Annotated in this window: 13 protein-coding genes; 6 read left to right on the forward strand and 7 right to left on the reverse strand. The window is 67.3% G+C overall.

Annotation, left to right across the window (positions count from 1 at the left end):
• Window positions 1-47: 47 nt before the first annotated feature.
• The 3 genes from FBY30_RS00160 (at window position 48) to FBY30_RS00170 (ending at window position 2,071) form a co-directional block, all read left to right on the forward strand.
• On the forward strand, window positions 48-917 hold the full coding sequence (locus tag FBY30_RS00160) for an FAD-dependent oxidoreductase (RefSeq protein WP_142130621.1): 870 nt from the start codon (window positions 48-50) through the stop codon (window positions 915-917).
• A gap of 117 nt (window positions 918-1,034) precedes the next feature.
• On the forward strand, window positions 1,035-1,754 hold the full coding sequence (gene deoC / locus FBY30_RS00165; protein ID WP_142130622.1) for a deoxyribose-phosphate aldolase: 720 nt from the start codon (window positions 1,035-1,037) through the stop codon (window positions 1,752-1,754).
• Between the two features lie 53 nt (window positions 1,755-1,807).
• The gene (locus FBY30_RS00170) at window positions 1,808-2,071 is read left to right on the forward strand and encodes a hypothetical protein (protein WP_142130623.1); all 264 of its coding nucleotides are present in this window, start codon (window positions 1,808-1,810) and stop codon (window positions 2,069-2,071) included.
• Window positions 2,072-2,152: 81 nt separating this feature from the next.
• Here FBY30_RS00170 and FBY30_RS00175 read toward each other — a convergent pair whose 3' ends face one another.
• Together FBY30_RS00175 and mfd are read right to left on the reverse strand one after the other, a co-directional pair.
• Window positions 2,153-2,965: a metal-dependent hydrolase gene (locus FBY30_RS00175; RefSeq protein WP_142130624.1), complete on the reverse strand. Its 813-nt coding sequence runs from the start codon at window positions 2,963-2,965 to the stop codon at window positions 2,153-2,155.
• A 6-nt stretch (window positions 2,966-2,971) separates the two neighbouring features.
• Window positions 2,972-6,712 carry a transcription-repair coupling factor gene (gene mfd, locus FBY30_RS00180; RefSeq protein WP_235009274.1) on the reverse strand — a complete coding sequence of 1,247 codons (3,741 nt, stop codon included), beginning with the start codon at window positions 6,710-6,712 and terminating at the stop codon, window positions 2,972-2,974.
• 238 nt (window positions 6,713-6,950) lie between these two features.
• On the opposite strand from mfd, the gene FBY30_RS00185 reads away from it, so the two are divergent.
• The 3 genes from FBY30_RS00185 to FBY30_RS00195 are packed head-to-tail and all read left to right on the forward strand — an operon-like array spanning window position 6,951 to window position 9,222.
• Window positions 6,951-8,456, forward strand: a complete 1,506-nt coding sequence (locus FBY30_RS00185) for an SDR family oxidoreductase (RefSeq protein WP_142130625.1) — start codon at window positions 6,951-6,953, stop codon at window positions 8,454-8,456.
• Window positions 8,457-8,499: 43 nt separating this feature from the next.
• The gene (locus FBY30_RS00190) at window positions 8,500-8,997 is read left to right on the forward strand and encodes a DUF2505 domain-containing protein (protein WP_142130626.1); all 498 of its coding nucleotides are present in this window, start codon (window positions 8,500-8,502) and stop codon (window positions 8,995-8,997) included.
• 3 nt (window positions 8,998-9,000) lie between these two features.
• The gene (locus FBY30_RS00195; RefSeq protein ID WP_142130627.1) at window positions 9,001-9,222 is read left to right on the forward strand and encodes an SCO4848 family membrane protein; all 222 of its coding nucleotides are present in this window, start codon (window positions 9,001-9,003) and stop codon (window positions 9,220-9,222) included.
• 87 nt (window positions 9,223-9,309) lie between these two features.
• Here the strand turns inward: FBY30_RS00195 and sufU are convergent, their stop codons facing one another.
• The 5 genes from sufU to pth all read right to left on the reverse strand — a co-directional run bounded on the left by sufU (window position 9,310) and on the right by pth (window position 17,749).
• Entirely contained in the window at window positions 9,310-9,759 is a 450-nt protein-coding gene (gene sufU, locus FBY30_RS00200; RefSeq protein ID WP_142130628.1) for a Fe-S cluster assembly sulfur transfer protein SufU, read from the reverse strand.
• A gap of 23 nt (window positions 9,760-9,782) precedes the next feature.
• Window positions 9,783-11,108, reverse strand: coding sequence for a SufS family cysteine desulfurase (locus FBY30_RS00205; RefSeq protein ID WP_142130629.1), 1,326 nt, complete (start codon window positions 11,106-11,108; stop codon window positions 9,783-9,785).
• A gap of 543 nt (window positions 11,109-11,651) precedes the next feature.
• Window positions 11,652-14,162 (reverse strand): helix-turn-helix domain-containing protein, encoded by a 2,511-nt coding sequence (locus FBY30_RS00210; RefSeq protein WP_235009275.1) that lies wholly within the window; start codon window positions 14,160-14,162, stop codon window positions 11,652-11,654.
• A gap of 136 nt (window positions 14,163-14,298) precedes the next feature.
• On the reverse strand, window positions 14,299-17,034 hold the full coding sequence (locus tag FBY30_RS00215) for a helix-turn-helix transcriptional regulator (protein WP_142130631.1): 2,736 nt from the start codon (window positions 17,032-17,034) through the stop codon (window positions 14,299-14,301).
• A 109-nt stretch (window positions 17,035-17,143) separates the two neighbouring features.
• Window positions 17,144-17,749: an aminoacyl-tRNA hydrolase gene (pth, locus tag FBY30_RS00220; protein WP_142130632.1), complete on the reverse strand. Its 606-nt coding sequence runs from the start codon at window positions 17,747-17,749 to the stop codon at window positions 17,144-17,146.
• Between the last annotated feature and the right edge of the window lie 44 nt (window positions 17,750-17,793).

A 17,793-nucleotide genomic window follows, 5' to 3' on the forward strand; every position in this document is an offset into this window, starting at 1 on the left:
TCACAGAGTTCCGGCCGCCGCGCGGCCGCCAGCGAAAGGGCCAGCACATGTCCGCTCCGGCACCCTCCCAGTCACCCTCCACCGCAACCCGCATCGTCATCGCCGGCGCCGGCCCGGCTGCCCAGGCCCTGGTGGCGCAGCTGGACAAGGCCAGGTTCACCGGCACCATCACCGTGCTGAGCAACCGCGATGACGCCCCGGAGGAACTGCTGGAGCTGGCCATGCTCCCCCAGGTCTCGGTCCGGTTGGGCCAGCCCGCCAGCCACATCGACGCTGCCAACCGCACGGTGGCCACCGCCGACGGCATGGAATTCGCGTACGACCAGCTGGTGATCGCCACCGGATCAGCCCCCGTGACCAGCCCGGTGGACGGTGCCGCGCAGTGCCTGAGCTATGCCACCATCGACGACGCACCGCGTGTCGCGAAGGGCGTCCAGAAGATAGCCCGCGAGCTGGGCCGGCGCCCCGTGGGCATCCTGGTAGGCACCGGCGCTGCCGCCGGACAGGCCGAGGCGGTCCTGCGGGCCAAGGGTGTACGCCCCATCCGCACTACCGCCCGGCCGGCCGCCGTCATCCCTGCGGTAGTGTCCGGTCCGGCTTCCAGCATGCCCGCATCCGCGGTGGTCTTCGAAGACGGCAGCAGCATGACCGGAGACTTGGTCGTTTTGGCCGAGGAACGCGTCTCCCGGGACGGCCTGGCCGCCAGCGCAGGCCTGCAGACGGCGGCGGCGGGCGGCATCGTGATCACCCGGGACTACCGCACCTCGGTGCCGGGGATCTGGGCGATCGGCGACGCGGCAGCGTTCGACGGCGTGCGGCTGGGACTGCTGGTGGCGGCTGCTTCGGCGGCGGGCGCCTGCGCAACCCAGTTGCTGTCGGCCGCGTCGGCAGCGCCCGCACTGCAGGCGGCTGCCTGACAGGTGCCTCACGGGGGTGCCTGCATGCCGGTGCCTGCTTTGGGTGCGCGCCGCTGTGACAAGATGGTTTCCGAAACCGAGTCAACGCCGGCCGCCAGGCCCTTCGAGAGGACCATCATGAGCAACGAAGCCACCGTGCACGCAGGCAACGCTGGGGCGGCCGGGGCCGCGGACATCGCCTCCTACATCGACCACACGCTGCTCAAGCCCGAAGCGTCGGAAGCTGACGTGCTGAAGGTCTGTGCAGAGGCTGCCGAGTACAAGTTCAAGTCGGTGTGCGTGAACCCGATCTGGGTCAAGACGGTTACCAAGGCGCTCAAGGGCTCGGGCGTCCTCACCTGCTCCGTGGTGGGTTTCCCCCTGGGGGCCACCCCCACGGACGTGAAGTCGTTCGAAGCCCGCGGCGCGGTGCTGGACGGCGCCGATGAGGTGGACATGGTGATCAATATCGCCGCCGCACGGGCAAACGACAAGGGTGCCCTGACGGACGACATCGCGGGTGTGGCCGAGACCGTGCACGCTGGCGGGGCCATCCTGAAGGTCATCATCGAGACTGCCCTCCTGACGGATGAGCAAAAGGTGCTGGCCTGCCAGGCGGCGGTGGAAGGCGGGGCAGACTTCGTGAAGACCTCCACCGGCTTCAACGGCGGCGGCGCCACCGTGGAGGACGTGGCCCTGATGCGCCGGACCGTAGGCCCGGACCTGGGGGTCAAGGCATCCGGTGGAGTACGGTCCCTCGCTGACGCGCAGGCTATGATTGCAGCAGGTGCAACACGAATTGGTGCCAGTTCCGGAATCGCCATCGTCAAGGGTGAACAGGGTTCAGCCGTGTACTGACCGGAAGCCGGAAACCGCCACAGACCAAGCCCCGCGGGGCCGAGGAGGAACACATGTCCAGCCAGATCAACCCGTCCAGCCGGGACACGGCGTCCAACCAGGAACATGTCCGTACCCCGCAGAACGAAAACAAGCTCGCGGGCAGCGTCATCCTCTTCGTGATCTGCTTCGCCCTGTTCCTGGGTGCCATCTACTCGCTGTCCTTCCTGAGCCTGGGCAACCCGTGGCCGATGGCCGCCTGCCTGGTCCTCTTTGCCCTCGCGTTCTGGCTGCCGCAGACCATTTTCGGCCGCTCCGACTCGGCTGGCGAGCACTAGGCTTCACGGCCCAACCGCCAAGTCAGCAACGGACCCCGGACGCATCGTCCGGGGTCCGCTTTCGTATCGACTGTTCCGCTGCTAGAACCAGAGCTTGATCCAGGCCCCCGCCGCAGCGGCCACCCGGCCCCAGTGGTGCTGGGCGATGGCCCAGCCGGCCATGGTCATGCCCACCATCGCGTAGGCGCTGACGGGGATCAGCACCAGCCACTCCCGCTTGGAACCGGCGCGGCCCAGCAGTGGTACGGACAGGGCGCCGTTGGCCCTCCACACGTTCCGCAACAGGGGCATGCGGCGCAGCATTTTGGGTGGCCGAACCACCAGGGGCCAGAGCAGCGGCACTCCCCCGGTGGTGATGAGGTCGCCCACGATGTGCACCACCACCCCGATGAGCATTGACGTGGGCAGCCACGTCCACTGCTCCGGCGCGTAGACGGTGACAAGGCCTGCCATGACCAACGCAAAGATCCAGTTCGAGATGAAGCCGCTCTTGGGAAAAAGCTTCAGCGCCTTTGCCGCGATGTTGATCAGGAACATGCACAGCAGGCCGGCGCCGACGGACAGGCGGCCCCACCCCGTGTCCATGTGGACCTGGGATGCCAGGCCGGCCAGGAACACGAACGCGGCCGCGCCCAAAATCGAGTGCGTGCCCTGCCGGTGGCCGCCGCTGGCGTTTTCAATGCCGCGCGCAATCGCGTTTGAAAGCGGCGGCAGCGCGTGCGCCACCGTGCTTGAGCGGTGGTCCCAGTCGCAGACCAATGCGGTGCCGGCAGTGGCCATGCCGCCGATGAGGATCCCGGTGGGATCAAGCGGGTACCAGCCCAGGGTATAGGGGCCGGTGGACGCAACAGCTACCCACGCCGCGGCTCCCGACGCGGCGTGGTGTCCTCCCATCAAGTGCTAACTCACCGCCAGAGGGGCGTCGGAGAAGATGTTCCGGATCACGCCGTTGGCCCACTCCAGGATCTCGGCGTCCTGCAGGTCCCGGCCCCCGATCCGCGCCGTCTTGGGCTTGGGAATGAGCACCGCGTCCAGCGCAGGCTTGGTCTGGGACCCCGGGTACATCCGGTTCAGGCGCATGGTCTTGGACTCCGGAAGCGTGGCCGGGGAGAACTTGATGAAGTTGCCCTGGAGCGCAACGTCGGACAGTCCGGCTTCACGGGCGGCAACGCGGAACTGTGCCACGGCCACCAGGTTCTGTGCCGGCAGCGGAAGTTCGCCGTAGCGGTCCACCAGTTCTGCCTGGACCTCGTCGATGGCCTCGTTGGTGAGGGCGGCCGCGAGCTTCCGGTAGGCCTCCAGGCGCAGCCGCTCGCCGGGAACGTAGTCGTGCGGCAAGTGCGCGTTGACCGGCAGTTCGATCTTCATCTCCGCGGCCTTCTCTTCGGCTTCGCCGCGGAAATCCGCCACAGCTTCGCCCACCAGCCGGATGTACAGGTCGAAGCCCACCCCCTGGATGTGGCCGGACTGTTCGCCGCCCAACAGGTTGCCGGCACCGCGGATCTCCAGGTCCTTCATGGCCAGCTGCATGCCGGCGCCCAGTTCGTTGTGGGCGGCAACGGCTTTAAGCCGCTCCAGGGCCACCTCACCCAACGGCTTCTCCGACGGGTACAGGAAGTACGCATACGCACGTTCCCGGCCGCGGCCCACACGCCCGCGAAGCTGGTGCAGCTGGGACAGGCCGTACTTGTCCGCACCGTCCACAATCAGGGTGTTGGCGTTGGAGATGTCCAGGCCGGTCTCGATGATGGTGGTGCACACCAGCACGTCGAAGCGCCGCTCCCAGAAGTCGACGATGATCTGCTCCAGGCGGCTCTCGGACATCTTGCCGTGTGCCACCTCAACCCGGGCTTCGGGCACCAGTTCGCGGATCTTTGCCGCGGTCCGCTCAATGGTGGATACCCGGTTGTGGACCAGGAACACCTGGCCCTCGCGCATCAGCTCCCGGCGGATGGCGGCGGAGGTCTGCTTGTCCGTGTACGGGCCCACGTAGGTCAGCACCGGGTGCCGTTCCTCCGGCGGGGTGGCCAGGGTGGAGGTTTCGCGGATGCCCGTGAGGGACATTTCCAAGGTGCGGGGAATCGGGGTGGCACTCATGGCCAGGACGTCCACGTTGGTGCGCATCTTCTTCAGCGCTTCCTTGTGCTCAACGCCGAACCGCTGTTCCTCGTCCACGATCACCAGGCCCAGGTCCTTGAACTCGAAGTCCTTGGACAGCAGCCGGTGCGTGCCGATCACGATGTCCACAGCGCCGCTCTTGACGCCCTCCGCCGTTTCCTTGGACTCCTTGGCGGACTGGAACCGGGACAACGGCTTCACCCGCACGGGGAAGCCGGAGAACCGCTCGGTGAAGGTCTCGTAGTGCTGCTGGGCCAGCAGCGTAGTGGGCACCAGCACCGCCACCTGCTTGCCGTCCTGGACGGCCTTGAAGGCGGCGCGCACCGCGATTTCGGTCTTGCCGTAGCCCACATCGCCGGACACCAGCCGGTCCATGGGGATCTCCCGCTCCATGTCCGCCTTGACCTCGTTGATGGTGGTCAGCTGGTCCGGCGTCTCCACGTATGGGAACGCTTCCTCCAGCTCGCGCTGCCACGGGGTATCAGGGGCAAACGCGTGGCCGCGGGAGGCCATCCGGGCCGAGTACAGCCGGATCAGCTCGCCGGCGATCTCCTTGACGGCCTTGCGGGCCTTGGACTTGGTGCTGGCCCAGTCCGCGCCTCCCATTTTGCTCAGGACCGGGGTGTCGCCGCCCACATAGCGGGTCACCTGGTCCAACTGGTCCGTGGGAACGAACAGGCGGTCCCCGGGGGCGCCCCGCTTGGCCGGCGCGTACTCCAGCACCAGGTACTCGCGCACGCCGTCGCCGCCGCCGGCCACCTTGCGCTGGATGAGTTCCACGAACCGGCCAATGCCGTGCTGTTCGTGCACCACATGGTCCCCCGCCACCAGTTGGAGGGGGTCGACGGCGTTGCGCCGCTTGGAGGGCATCCGCCGCATGTCCTTGGTGGACCCTGCGGAGGTGCGGCCCAGCAGGTCGGCTTCGGTGAGCAGGCCCAGTTTGAGCCCGTCCAGGACAAAGCCGCGGCCGACGACGGCGGTGGTCACCTCGATGATGCCCGGCTGGGGTTCGTGGTCCAGGCTGTCCACCCGGGCGCAGGGAATGTCGTTTTCGTGGAACAGTTCCGCCAGGCGCTGTGCCGGGCCGGGGCCTTCGGTGGCCACCACGATCCGCCACTGGTCGCGCACGTGCGATCCGATGAAGTCCATCATCTCGGCCACATCTCCCTGGTAGCCGCGGGGCTCCCGGGCGTGCAGGTTCAGCACGTCGATCTCCGGCAGGAGCTCGGCATCCTGTGCCAGGGAAGTGATGGACCACCAGGAGACGCCGTGCACCAGCGCAGCCCCGCGGGTTTCGGCCAGGGACCGGAAGCTCGCCGAGTGCAGCGCGGCGCTGGCCTGTGAGCTGAGGTCCAAAGGCGCCGCCCCGCCGTCGGACGCCGTGGACCATGCCGCCTCAAGGAACTCCTCGTTGGTGGCGGCGAGGTCATGGGCGCGTGTACGCACCTTCTCCGGTTCGATCACCACGGCGATGGAATCGGCCGGCAGCTGGTCCACGAACGGCACCATCGCGTCCACCAGCACCGGCGCCAGGGACTCCATGCCTTCCACTGCGATGCCGCCGGCGATCTTTTCGAGCATGTCCGCCGCGGCCGGAAGCTGGGACTTGAGCGTGGCGGCGCGGGACATCACGGAAGGAGTGATGAGGATTTCCCGGCACGGCGGCGCGTGCAGCTCCGTGGGGTGGTGGATGCCGGGCGCGGACAGCGAACGCTGGTCCGCGACGGCGAACCAGCGCATCTGGTCCACCTCGTCGCCGAAGAACTCAACGCGGATGGGGTGGTCCTCCGTGGGCGGGAAGACGTCGATGATGCCGCCGCGGACGGCGAACTCGCCCCGGTGCGTCACCATGTCCACCCGGGCGTACGCGGCGTCTGCGAGGCTCTTGACCACGTCGGTGAACGGAACGTCCTGGCCCACCTTCAGCGTGACCGGAACCAGGTCGCCCAGCCCGGCCACCACCGGCTGGACCACGGCGCGGACGGGAGCGACGACGACGCGCAGCCGGCCCGCCGTCGAACTTTCCGGATGTGCCAGCCGGCGCAGCACGGAGAGCCGGCGGCCCACGGTATCGGAGCGGGGCGAAAGCCGTTCGTGCGGGAGGGTCTCCCAGCTGGGGAACTCAGCCACCGCATCCGCCGGAAGGTAGGCGCGCAGGGCGGCGGAGAGGTCTTCGGCCTCGCGGCCGGTGGCCGTGACTGCCAGGACCACGCCGGGCTCTGCACCTTCTGCCGCTGCCGCGAGCCCATCCGCCATCTCCGCCAGCAACACCGGGCGCAGGCCCGCAGGAGCGCTGATCTGGTAATCCTGGCCACGGACGGCAAAGCCCCGGGCAGCCTCGGCGCGGACGCGGGTGAAAGTGGAGTCCGGCTCGAGCGCGCGGCGCAGTCCGTCCAGCGAAGGGGTGGTGCTGGAGGCGCCCGTGCTGGACGTGCCGGCGCGGGATTTGGTGGCGCCGGCAATACCTGCGCTGGAGGTGCCCGTGCTGGATGTGCCGGCGGCGGACTGGCCGGGAAGACTCATGGCGGAAGCTCCTGTGGTGTTCATCAAAGACAAGCAGGCAACGCGAAAACCCGAAATTCGCTGCGAATCCCGGGTACTCCCAGCCTACCGCGCAGGAACGACATGGCAGCGCGGCACCCATCTGCGGCCGGAATGGACCTAGGCTGGCAGGACCGGGCCATTTGCCGCAGCTTTTCCGCCGGAGCACCCGTCCTGACGGGCCGCCGCTCCGAATCCCAAGGGACGAACAGGAGCCAGCATGACCGACAGAAGTTCCCAGCCAACACCAAAGACCGTCCTTGTCACCGGCGCCACCGGCTACATCGGCGGGCGGCTGGTGCCCAGGCTGCTGGAGGCAGGTCACCGGGTCAAGGTGCTGGTCCGCTCCCCCGACAAAATCGCCGGCGTCCCTTGGCGCGACAAAGTGGACGTCGTGGAAAGCAGCCTCGAGGACGGCGACGCCCTCCGAGGGGCCCTGGCCGGCGTCGACGTCTTCTATTACCTGGTGCACTCCATGGCTGCGGGGGCGGGATTCGAAGCGAAGGAAAAGGCGATGGCCGCCACCGCCGCGGACGCCGCAGCCGCCGCGGGCGTGCAACGCATTGTCTACCTCGGAGGCCTGCACCCCCAGGGTGTGGAACTCTCCACCCACATGCGGTCACGGGAAGCAGTGGGCAAGGTCTTCCTGGACAGCCCCGTGGACGCCGTGGTGTTCCAGGCCGGCGTGGTGATCGGGTCCGGCTCCGCCTCCTTCGAGATGATCCGCCACCTCTCCGAAACACTGCCGCTGATGCCTGCACCCAGCTGGGTGCGCAACAGGATCGAGGCCATTGCCGTCCGGGACGTGCTGTATTACCTGGTGTCCGCCGCCTCGCTCGACGGCCCGATCAACCGGACCTTCGACATCGGCTGCCGGCAGGTGCTGACCTACGCAGGCATGATGAAGGAGTACGCGGCCGAGGCAGGCCTGCCCTACCGGGTGGTGCTGGCCCTGCCGGTCCCGGCCCCCAAGCTGGCCGGCATGTGGGTGGCCCTTACCACCCCCATTCCCCTCTCCATGGCGGTGCCCCTGGTGCAGTCGCTGCAGCATGACGCGGTATCCAACGAGCACGACATCGACCAGTACATTCCCCAGCCCGACGGCGGCCTGACCCCGTACCGGACGGCCGTGGCCCTGGCGCTGGGCAAGGAGCGGGACGGCCAGGTGGAGACCACCTGGGCCAGTGCCGGCGCGGACTCCGATCCCCTTCCCAGCGACCCCGAGTGGGCAGGGCACAAGGTGTACATCGACGAACGGACGTTCCATGGCGACGTGGACCCGGTACACGTGTGGACCATCATCGAGGGCATCGGTGGCCGCAACGGCTGGTATTCCCTGCCGCTTGCGTGGCAGGTCCGCGGCTGGCTGGACAAACTGACCGGTGGCGCAGGGCTGCTCCGGGGACGCCGGCACCCGCACACGCTGGCCGCCGGAGAAGTGGTGGACTGGTGGCGGGTGGAGCAGATCGAACACGGCAGGCTGCTGCGGCTGCGGGCAGAGATGCGCGCACCGGGGCGGGCGTGGCTGGAACTGTCCGTGGAGCCCGACGGCGGCGGCAGCCGCTACCGGCAGCGCGCCATCTTCTTCCCCAAGGGACTGAGCGGACGGCTCTACTGGCTTGCCGTGCTTCCCTTCCACAGCCTGATCTTTCCGGCCATGGCGCGGAACATCACCACCGCGGCGCAGAAACTGGCCGATGCGGACCGCGCGGAGCTGACCCCGTAGGATGTTGGAGGCTTAAACCATTCCCCACGTCCCAGGAGGACCCATGGCGCTGAGCGCAACCACCACCCTTCCGCACTCCGTTGACAGCGTTGCCGCTGTGCTGGTGAACGAGGATTTCCAGCGCCACGTCAGCCAGCTCGTGGGCGGCAGCCTGGAGTCCTTCACCCTGGACGGCGATATCGCAGGGGCTTTCAACACCACGTCCGTGCGCACGCTGCCCACCACGCGGCTGCCCGAGATTGCCCGCAAGTTCGTCGGCGAGCACCTCAAGGTGACCCAGGTGGAGAACTGGGAAGCCCCCGCCGCGGACGGCTCGCGCCAGAGCAACATTTCCCTGAAGATCGCCGGCGCCCCCGTGGACGTCACCGCCGTCCAGCGGCTGGTGGCCGACGCCGGCGGAACCCGTGTTGAGCTTGAGGGTGCCGTGAAGTCCTCCGTGCCGTTCCTCGGTGGCAAGATCGCCGACGCCGCCGAGCCCATGGTGGCCAAGGCGCTCAACCTGCAGGCCGCCCAGGCCCAGGCCTGGCTGGAAAGCCACTAGCCCATGCAGCTTCCCGTCTTCGCCGCGCTGGTCCTCATCGTCGCCGGCGTCTGGTCCCTGGTGGTCTGGCCGCAGTTCCTCCGCCGCGTCATGAAGGATCCGCGGGCCCGCGACGCCGCCGGCAAGGCAACAAAGTTCCTGACCGTGCATGTGGTGCTGGTGTCCATCTCCATGGTGCTGGGCCTTGCCACAGCGGTGATCGGCGTCCTCGGCCTGCTGGGCTGAACCAGGCCAGGCGAACCAGGCGTTTTGCACGTGAAACAGCCCGGGCGTTCCTTCTGCTGAAGGGGCCCGGGCTGTTTGCTTTCCCGCTCAGGCAGCCTGGTTGAGCGCGTCCTCGGCGGCCACCCAGGAGATCATGGCGCACTTGACCCGGGCGGCGTAGCGGGCCACTCCTTCGAACGCGGCGGCATCGCCCAGCAGCTCGGGATCGGCGTGGACCTTGCCCCGCGAGCGAAGCACCTCCCGGAAGCTGTCGATGACCTCATGCAGTTCGGCGATGGTCATGCCCTCGGCGAGGTCCGTGAGGACCGACGCTGAGGCCATGGAGATGGAGCATCCGGCCCCGTCCCAGGCCACCTGGGCCACCTTGCCGTCCTGAACGGCAAGCCGGAGGGTCACTTCGTCCCCACAAACAGGGTTGAGCTGGTGTGACTGGCCGGTGGAGCTGCCCTGCGGCGCGTCGGTGGCGGCGAGCCCGCTGCCGTGGCGGGCCTTGGAGTGATCCAGGATGATTTGCTGGTACAGCTGGTCAAGGCTCATGGTGTCAACTTTCGTTTTCGGCGCTAGGCGCGGAAGTAGGCCCGGACGCCGGCAACGGCTTCAAGGAAGCGGTCCACGTCGTCTGTGGTGTTGTACAGATAGGCGCTGGCTCGGGTGGTGGCTGTCAGTCCAAGCCGGCGGTGCAGCGGCTGCGCGCAGTGGTGTCCCACACGGACGGCGATTCCCTGGGAGTCCAGGAACTGCCCCACGTCGTGCGCGTGGACACCCTCGACGTCGAACGCGGCAAGGCCGATCCGTTCCTTCCCGGCGGCAGGGCCCAGGACCCGGATTCCGGGAATGCCCTCCAGCCCGGCCACCATGCGCTGGCCCAGCTCGGCTTCCCAGCGATGGATCCGGTCCAGCCCGGTTTCGGTGAGGTAGTTCGCGGCGGCGGCCATGGCCACCGCCTGGGAAATCCGCTGGGTACCGGCTTCGAAGCGCTGGGGCGCCGGAAGGTACTCGGCCCGCTCCATGGTGACCGTAGTGATCATGGATCCGCCGGTCAGGAACGGCGGCAGGATGTCCAGCAGTTCCTGCCGCCCGTAGAGCACGCCGATCCCCGTGGGGGCCAGCATCTTGTGGCCGGAGAAAACCGCGAAGTCCACGTCAAGATCCTTGACATCCAGGGGCAGGTGCGGAGCGGACTGGCAGGCGTCAAGGACTACCAAGGCACCGGCGGCGTGGCCGAGCGCGGTCAGTTCCTGCACCGGGTTGATGATTCCCAGGACGTTGGAGGCGTGGGTGAAGGCCAGGACCTTGGTTCGTGGGCCGATGATTGCGGCGGCCTGGTCCATGCGGAGGCTGCCCTGATCGTCAATGGGGATGTAGCGCAGCGTGGCTCCGGTTCGGAACGCCAGTTCCTGCCACGGAATCAGGTTGGCGTGGTGCTCCATTTCGGTCACCACGATCTCGTCGCCGGGCTTCAGTGCCAGTCCCTTGAGCCCCTGGTCGCCGCGCCCCTGGGCCGCCCACAGCCCGGCATTGGAGAGTGAGTAGGACAGGAGGTTCAGTCCCTCTGTGGCGTTGGACGTCCAAACGGTCTCCGCGTAGTCCGCGCCAATGAAATCGGCAATTGTCTGCCGGGCGTCCTCGAATACTTCGGTGGCTTCAACGGCAAGGTGGTGGGCGCCACGGTGAACAGCGGCGTTCCGCTGCTCGTAGAATTCCTGTTCGGCCTCGATGACGCTCACGGGGTTTTGCGACGTGGCGCCCGAGTCGAGGTAGACCAGGGGCTGCCCGTTGACCAGTTGGTTGAGGACCGGGAAGTCATTACGGATGCGCAGCACCTCGGCGTTATCCATGACAGGTACGGCACGTTCCAGTGTGGCTGGCGTTGATACTACGGCCAAAACGAACTCCTTGGGCTGCCAATGTCTGACACCCAATTGTCCCACACACGGCTGTGGCGGCCGCCCGGGAGGGGCAGCCGCCACCGCTGTCCCGGGCTTCAGCCGAGGGAGCAGAGGGCCGGCGACGGCTGGGGGGAGAGTCTCGGTCTCAGAAGACTCTGACGTCGCCGGCCCCGTCTGTGCCCGGCCCGTTGCGGACCGGAAATCGAAAGGGCTCAATGTCCTGTTCTGCTGCTCCGCGGCCTCCAGCCTGCCGCTTTGCTTTGCCTCCTTAAGTAAATCCCGCGGTGCCATCCCGTACACGAGTAGGGTGTACTCGAATCCCGGCGGCCGCACTACCGGGGCGCCGCCCAGCCACCTAAGTGCGCGGATGGCGCCCGCAGGCCCCTGGACCATGCACCGGGGCGGGCAGGAAGGCAGGGCAGGACAATTGGGTCATGAGCCCGATGAGGACGGGCCGCGGGGGGCCGGACGCCAGTGGGCAGGACAGACGACGACGGCCCGGCGGCAGGGTGCCGGACGCCAGCCGAGCCGGTGCCGGGGCTACTTTGGCAGCGCCGACTCCAGCTCATCGCGGCTGCGGACCCCGAGCTTGACGTAGGTACGGTACAGGTGGCCTTCCACTGTCCGGACCGAAACCATCAGCCGCTGCGCGATCTCCCTGTCGGTGAGGCCCTGCACGGCCAGCTCGACAATGTCCTGTTCCCTGCGGGTGAGGCGGACTGTGGGCGCCGCAGCGATGAACCGTCCTTCCCGGAACCGCTCGCCCAGTTCGTGGTCGCACTTCTCGCGCTGGGCCACGGCCTGCCGGGACCGGCGGCGTTCCCCGGCCTGCTCCAGCACGGTGCTGGCACGGGCGTAGGCCTCGCGGGCCAGATTGACAAAGCCTGCCTCCTCCAGCGAGGCAGCCGTCGCCATGAGGGTGTCGCCGTCGGCGTTTTCCCAAGCGGAGGCCAGGGTCAGCAGCGCTTCCGCCCAGCGGCCCTCCACGCCGCGCGCCGCTGTTTGCACCATGGGAACCACAGAGGGGTCCCCGAGGTCCCAGCACAGGGCCAGGATTTCGAGGAGGTTTCCCGTGCGCGCGGAGGCCTCCGTGGTGGTCATCAACGTTTGCAGGGCGGCCAGACCCTTCCCGTCCCGGGCAAGGTACTCAGCTGCCGCCGCCACATAGGCTTCCGCCAGGAGGTCATGGGCGGGCCAGCCGGCATCAGCGTCCTTGTGGTCCTGTTCCAGGCGTTTGGCCTGCTCCGCATCGCCAAGCCGGGCCGCCGCATAGAACCCCAGGGCTGTGCCAAAGCGGTACAGCTGCAACGGGTCGTTAAGCCTCAGAGCTTCCACTGCGGGCAACAGGACCTGGTAGGCGCGCTCCATCCTCCCCTGTCGCAGCAGCGAGTAGCCCTGAAGCATCTGGAGGCTCCCGTTGAAGGTGTCGGCGCCGGGGGCATGCCCGGCGGCGTAATGGTTGATTTCCCGCTCTGCAGACTCCCATTCACCCATGGCGAGGTAGTCGGACACGAGCCGCCCCAAGACGAACTCGGGAAAGAAGAACAGGCTGCCTTCAAGGGGTGGAAGTTCCGAGGCTGCCAGCAGGGCGGCCTCCAACCCCTGGACGGGCCTTCCCGCCGAAGCGAGCGCATGGGCCAGAAGACCCTCAGCCAGCGCGCGGACCGGTTCTCCGCCGGTGCCTGCCGGAGGCCCCTTCCGGATCGTTTCCACTAGGTCGTTCAGTGCCTGGAAATCCACCTCCGCTCCAAGCTGGAGCAGGTGCAGGAGTTCCGCCTGCCAGTTCCTCCCGCTGCTGGCTGTATCCCCGCCGCTCCTTTCGACGTCTTCCGCCACCACCGCCAACGGGTGGCCGATGGCCTGGTGCGCCGAGACCCGGAGCAGCAGGACGGCCGCACCCTGGGGGTCTTCGGCCAGCGGGAGCCAGCATTCATCAAGGAGTGCAGCGGCTTCCTGGTAAGCCCCTTCGTTGTACAGCGCACGCGCCTGGACCGCCTGGGCCAGCGGAACCAGTGCGGGCTCGTGGACCCGGGCCGCGATGGTCCGTGCGCTGTGGTTGTGGAACCGAAGCAGGGCCTCCCGGGCCGCCGCCAGCATCTCGTCGTCACTGACCCGGACCCCACACTCAAGGGACCACTCCACGGACCGCAGCCGGCCCTCCCCCTGCAGCAGGGTGGGGTCCTGGTGCGCCTTCACCTTCTCCAGCAGTTGAAGGCTGCGGGAGACCGACACGGTATGCCTGATGGCGCCGGCAAAGAGCCCGTTCCAAATGGACAGTTCAGCCGGAATACCGGGCGCTTCAACGATCATCTGCTGGTCCAGCAGGGACCGGACGACCGCTGCACCACTGATGTCTTCGATGACTTTCCTGCCCACCGGCCCGGCAAGGGCAATGAGCTTCAGCGCTTCCTGTTCCTCGGTCCGCCGCCGAAGGTGGTCTTTGGCAACAACCGCGGCGAGCCGTGCCCCGTCGCTCGGCAAGGAGCCCAGGAGCATCCAGATTCCGTTGCGTTTGACCAGGACACCGGCTTCAGCTGAGTCGTGGAGCAGGGCATCGAGGATCCGGGGGTTGCCGCCCGACGCGTTCCAAATGGCGTCCACCGTGGAACCCGGGACGGTCCCGTCCAGGGCATGGGCCAGGACCTCTTCGATTTGTTCACGGTTGAGGGGACGGAGGTCGACCCGTTCGGCAAGGCCGTCGTACCAAAGCTGGTCGAGTGGCTGCGGCAGGCCCGGCCGGGGTCTGGCCGCGGCCACCACTGTGGCCCATCCTGCCGAAATCACCTCAGCCAGGACGCCGGCAGAAGCGTCATCCAGGTGATGGGCGTCGTCCATAGCAATGAGGACGGATCCCGTGTTGCCGGCCTTCAGTTTCTCGAAGTATGACCACATGGAACGGAGCACTGCGACGGGCGAGACGGACTCCTCAGCGGTGAGCTCCCCCGTGTAGGGGGTCAGGACCCCGAACGGCACGGAGGCCAGGGCCGAACTTGCGTGGATCCGCACAACGTTCATGGATCCGGCAAGGCGCTCCGTCACGGCATCAGTCACGGCCGATTTGCCAATGCCGGGGCCTGCCATGATGAAAACGGCGTGGTGGGCTCCGTTCCGCAGAATGGCGCAGATACGCTCCACCGGCTCCCGGCGTCCGGTCAGGAGCCGGTGTGTGGCCGCCTGCTTGTGGCCATTAGACGAGTCCAGTCAGATCACCCCTTGAAGTCACGCCAAGCTTGGTGAAGACCTGGTACAGGTGGCCTTCCACGGTGCGGACCGACACGCCCATTTCCATGGCGATGTCACGGTTTGAAGCGCCTCGGCCGGCCATCCTGGCGATTTGCCGTTCCCGGCTTGTCAGCAACGGGCTTCCGCTGCTGGGCACGATGGGCAGGTTGGCTACAGTGGCGGCCAGGATGTCCAGCCGCGCCTGGGCCGTCCTGGCCGAGAGCGCATCCCCGTCCTGGCGCGCGAAATCCACGGCCAGTGCCATGCACCGCGCCTCAACGGCGTCCAGTTCGAGCGTGGCAGCAAGTTCGCCGCCGGCAAGGAGTGCCTTGGCGTCCTTTGTCCTGCTTCCAACGGCGATCAGCCGTGAGACGTCGGCCAGCGGGCCCTGCCGGTGGCCGGCAATCTCCTCCAGCAGCCGGAAGTCAGCGTCGCTGCCATTGACGGTTGCGGCCAGCAGGTAGATGCCGGCAACGGTAGCCCGGCCCGCCTCCAGGTTCCGGCGGGCTCCTTGCTTCAGTCCTGCAACCGCCTCCGGGTCGCCCAGCCAGCGCCCGGCCACCAGCGCGCAAAAATCGATGATGCATTCCGTGGCGAACCCGGCCCTGCCGGGGGTCCTCTGGAGCTTGGTGAGGTACTTGCGGGCAAACCCTGCATTGCCGGTCTGGGCATAGGCGAGGGCTGTGGCGGCATAGCCGGTGCGCAGCGCGGCCTGCACCGGCTGCAGTTCCAGTTGGGCTGTGGCGGAAATCAACGGCTCCAGGGCAGCCTCGCCGCGCCCGGAGAAGGCATAGGCCACGCCGGCCGCCAATTCAGTTGCGGCGCTTCGGAAGGGAAGCCGGTGGAGCTGCCCTGCGCTGAAGGGAGTGAGGAGATCAATGCAGCGCCGCCACTGGCCCGCCAGCAGCAGGACGAAGAATGCCTCCTTGGTGTAGCGCTCACGAAGGCCGACAATGTGCGAGGCATCGGTGAGCTGGCCACCGAGTTGGCGCATGAGGCCCAAGGCGTCCATCTCGCGGCCCGTGAAGGCGAGGGCGGTCATCAGGATGATGGCCGCCTGGAGCCGGAATCCCGTGTCGGGGTTGGCAGCAGGATCGGCTGCCCGCTCAAGTGCCGGGATCATGGCGGCAAAGTCACCGGCATGGGCCTGGTACTCGAATTCGCTCAAGGCAATCCGGTTGACTGCGCTGACGGCAGGCGCAGGCCAGGAAGAACCCTGGGCTGCCGGTTCCAGGCGTTCGCGGGCGGAGGCGAGGAGTTCCGGCACTTTACCCGCCTGTTCCGGAATGGAGAGCATGACCCTGGCTTTGGCGGCGACTACCTGGGCGTACTCCTCGGGGTCCAGTGCGTCGAGCTCGGGCTGCCAAATGTCGTCCAGGGCTGCGAGGGCCTGGACTGGCAGGTCCAGCTGGAGGTACGCCGAAGCCTTTTGGCGCTGCGCCGGCGCCCACCCTGCGTCGGTCCTCCTCAGCATGTCCGCGTAGGTCAAGGCAAAACGGGGGTCGAAGAGCTGGACTGCGGCCTGGGCGGCCGCAAGCGCCAGCGCCGGGCTGAGCTCGGCCTCACACTCATGGGTCCAGGCGGCAAAAGACATCAGTTCTTCGACGGTCATGGACGCTGGATCCGGCTCCGCGCCGCCCAGCATCACGTGTCGAAGCTCCCGCCGCCGTGAGATGCTCAGCCAGGTCCTGACCACATCCCCGATGTATCTCTCCCGCAGGGACACCCAGCGGGATTCGGACTCGTCAATTTCCAGCAGCCCGCCGTCTTCCATGTCTGCAATTACATCTGCACCGTAAATCGTGGTGAGGCGGGACAACTCCACCCTGCGGGCACAGGAGAGCATCTCGATGACTTCGCGGGTCTGTGGGGTCTCACGTGACCAGCGGGACCGGACGATGTCGTCCAGGCTGGCTGCGCCATCAAGCACCACTTTGTCCCGGAGGGTCCAGACGGAGTCCGACAGGACCAGGTTTCCGGAGAGCTGCTGTTCTGTGACCAGTGCCTTGAGCAGCAGGGGGTTGCCGCCGACCATCTGGTGGTAGGTGCTGACCAGGGAGGAAGCGACGCGGTGCCCCAGAAGTGACAGCAGGACTTGCCGGGTCTGCAGTTCGTTGAGGTTGCTGAGCCGCACCTCGGTCAGCTTCCGGTCCGTCAGCAGCCAGTGGAAGTCTGCGGGCAGGTCACTGGAGTTGGGGGCCACCGCAACGATTTTGGCCGTGCCGGTAAGCAGGACGTTAAGCAGCACCCCGGCACTCATATCGTCGATGCTGGCAGAGGTGTCCAGGGTTATGATGCACGGCCTGCCGGCGGCATCGCTGCGGATCAGGGAGGTGATGCCCCGCAGGATGGCTGTGGGCGAGCCCATGTAGGCCTGCGGCAGCCGGGCCAGCAGGAAGGAGAGGCAGCCGTACGGGGTGCTGGAGCCCGACGGTCCGTTCCGCAGTTGCAGCGACCAAATATCGGGGCCGAGGTCTGCCACTGCCGCACGGGCCAGCGAGGACTTCCCCACCCCGCGGGCACCTGTGATGACGACGCCGAGAGAGTTCTCGCTGGTCAGGGCGCTGCGGACGGCGTCGAGGTTGGCGCTGCGTGCAGGCACGGACCATTGCTGGTTCTCCGGCGCTGCGGAGGGTGGCGTGGGCAGCCTGTCACCTTGAGGTGTTGACCCACGTCCCCAGCTGAGTGGCTCGATTGACATGAACTTATCCCCTACATCCTGCAATAGCGGGATGTAGCCCCTTTGCTCCCCCGCATAGGAAGAAGAGTACCCTCTGCCACAGACAAGGAAATAGGGTCGAAGGGAACTTTTACGATTCCGGCTGGCGTGACCCCGACTTTGCGGGGTGGAACCTTTGCTGGGCGGCGGTGAGTCCGTCACGGAGCAGGGACTCCACGGCGTCGGCGGCGTCATCCAGCAGGAACGGCAGTTCCTTCTGTTCCGTGGTGCCAAAATCCCGCAAAACGTAATCGGCGGTGTCCATCCTGCCGGGCGGCCTTCCCACCCCCACACGGACACGCAGGTAGTCCTTGGTGCTCAGCGCCTTGGAGATGTCCCGCAGGCCGTTGTGGCCGCCTTCCCCGCCGCCGAGCTTGAGTTTGACGGTGTTAAAGGGAATGTCGATCTCGTCATGGACGGCCACCACGTGATCGGCGGAAATGCCGTAGAAGTTGGCCAGGGCGGAGACGGGGCCGCCGGAGACATTCATGTAACTCATCGGCTTCGCCAGGACCACGCGGGGACCGCCGATGCCCAGCCGGCCTTCCAGAACCTGGGCGCGGGCCTTATGCGTCTTGAAGCCGGCCCCAATACGGCCGGCAAGTTCGTCAAGCACCATCTGGCCCACATTGTGCCGGTTGCCTCGGTATTGGGCGCCGGGGTTGCCGAGGCCAACAATCAGCCAGGTATCTGTCATGGAATCAATCCTATGGGGCGGCTTGGGCGGGAAGGACAGCGTGC

The sequence above is a fragment of the Arthrobacter sp. SLBN-83 genome, assembly GCF_006715285.1.
Lineage (GTDB): Bacteria > Actinomycetota > Actinomycetes > Actinomycetales > Micrococcaceae > Arthrobacter.

Coding starts and splice junctions, on each gene's coding strand:
- deoC (WP_142130622.1), top strand. CDS start 1,035: ATGAGCAACGAAGCCACCGTGCACGCAGGCAACGCTGGGGCGGCCGGG.
- FBY30_RS00175 (WP_142130624.1), bottom strand. CDS start 2,965: ATGGGAGGACACCACGCCGCGTCGGGAGCCGCGGCGTGGGTAGCTGTT.
- FBY30_RS00170 (WP_142130623.1), top strand. CDS start 1,808: ATGTCCAGCCAGATCAACCCGTCCAGCCGGGACACGGCGTCCAACCAG.
- FBY30_RS00195 (WP_142130627.1), top strand. CDS start 9,001: ATGCAGCTTCCCGTCTTCGCCGCGCTGGTCCTCATCGTCGCCGGCGTC.
- mfd (WP_235009274.1), bottom strand. CDS start 6,712: ATGAGTCTTCCCGGCCAGTCCGCCGCCGGCACATCCAGCACGGGCACC.
- pth (WP_142130632.1), bottom strand. CDS start 17,749: ATGACAGATACCTGGCTGATTGTTGGCCTCGGCAACCCCGGCGCCCAA.
- FBY30_RS00185 (WP_142130625.1), top strand. CDS start 6,951: ATGACCGACAGAAGTTCCCAGCCAACACCAAAGACCGTCCTTGTCACC.
- FBY30_RS00160 (WP_142130621.1), top strand. CDS start 48: ATGTCCGCTCCGGCACCCTCCCAGTCACCCTCCACCGCAACCCGCATC.
- sufU (WP_142130628.1), bottom strand. CDS start 9,759: ATGAGCCTTGACCAGCTGTACCAGCAAATCATCCTGGATCACTCCAAG.
- FBY30_RS00215 (WP_142130631.1), bottom strand. CDS start 17,034: ATGTCAATCGAGCCACTCAGCTGGGGACGTGGGTCAACACCTCAAGGT.
- FBY30_RS00190 (WP_142130626.1), top strand. CDS start 8,500: ATGGCGCTGAGCGCAACCACCACCCTTCCGCACTCCGTTGACAGCGTT.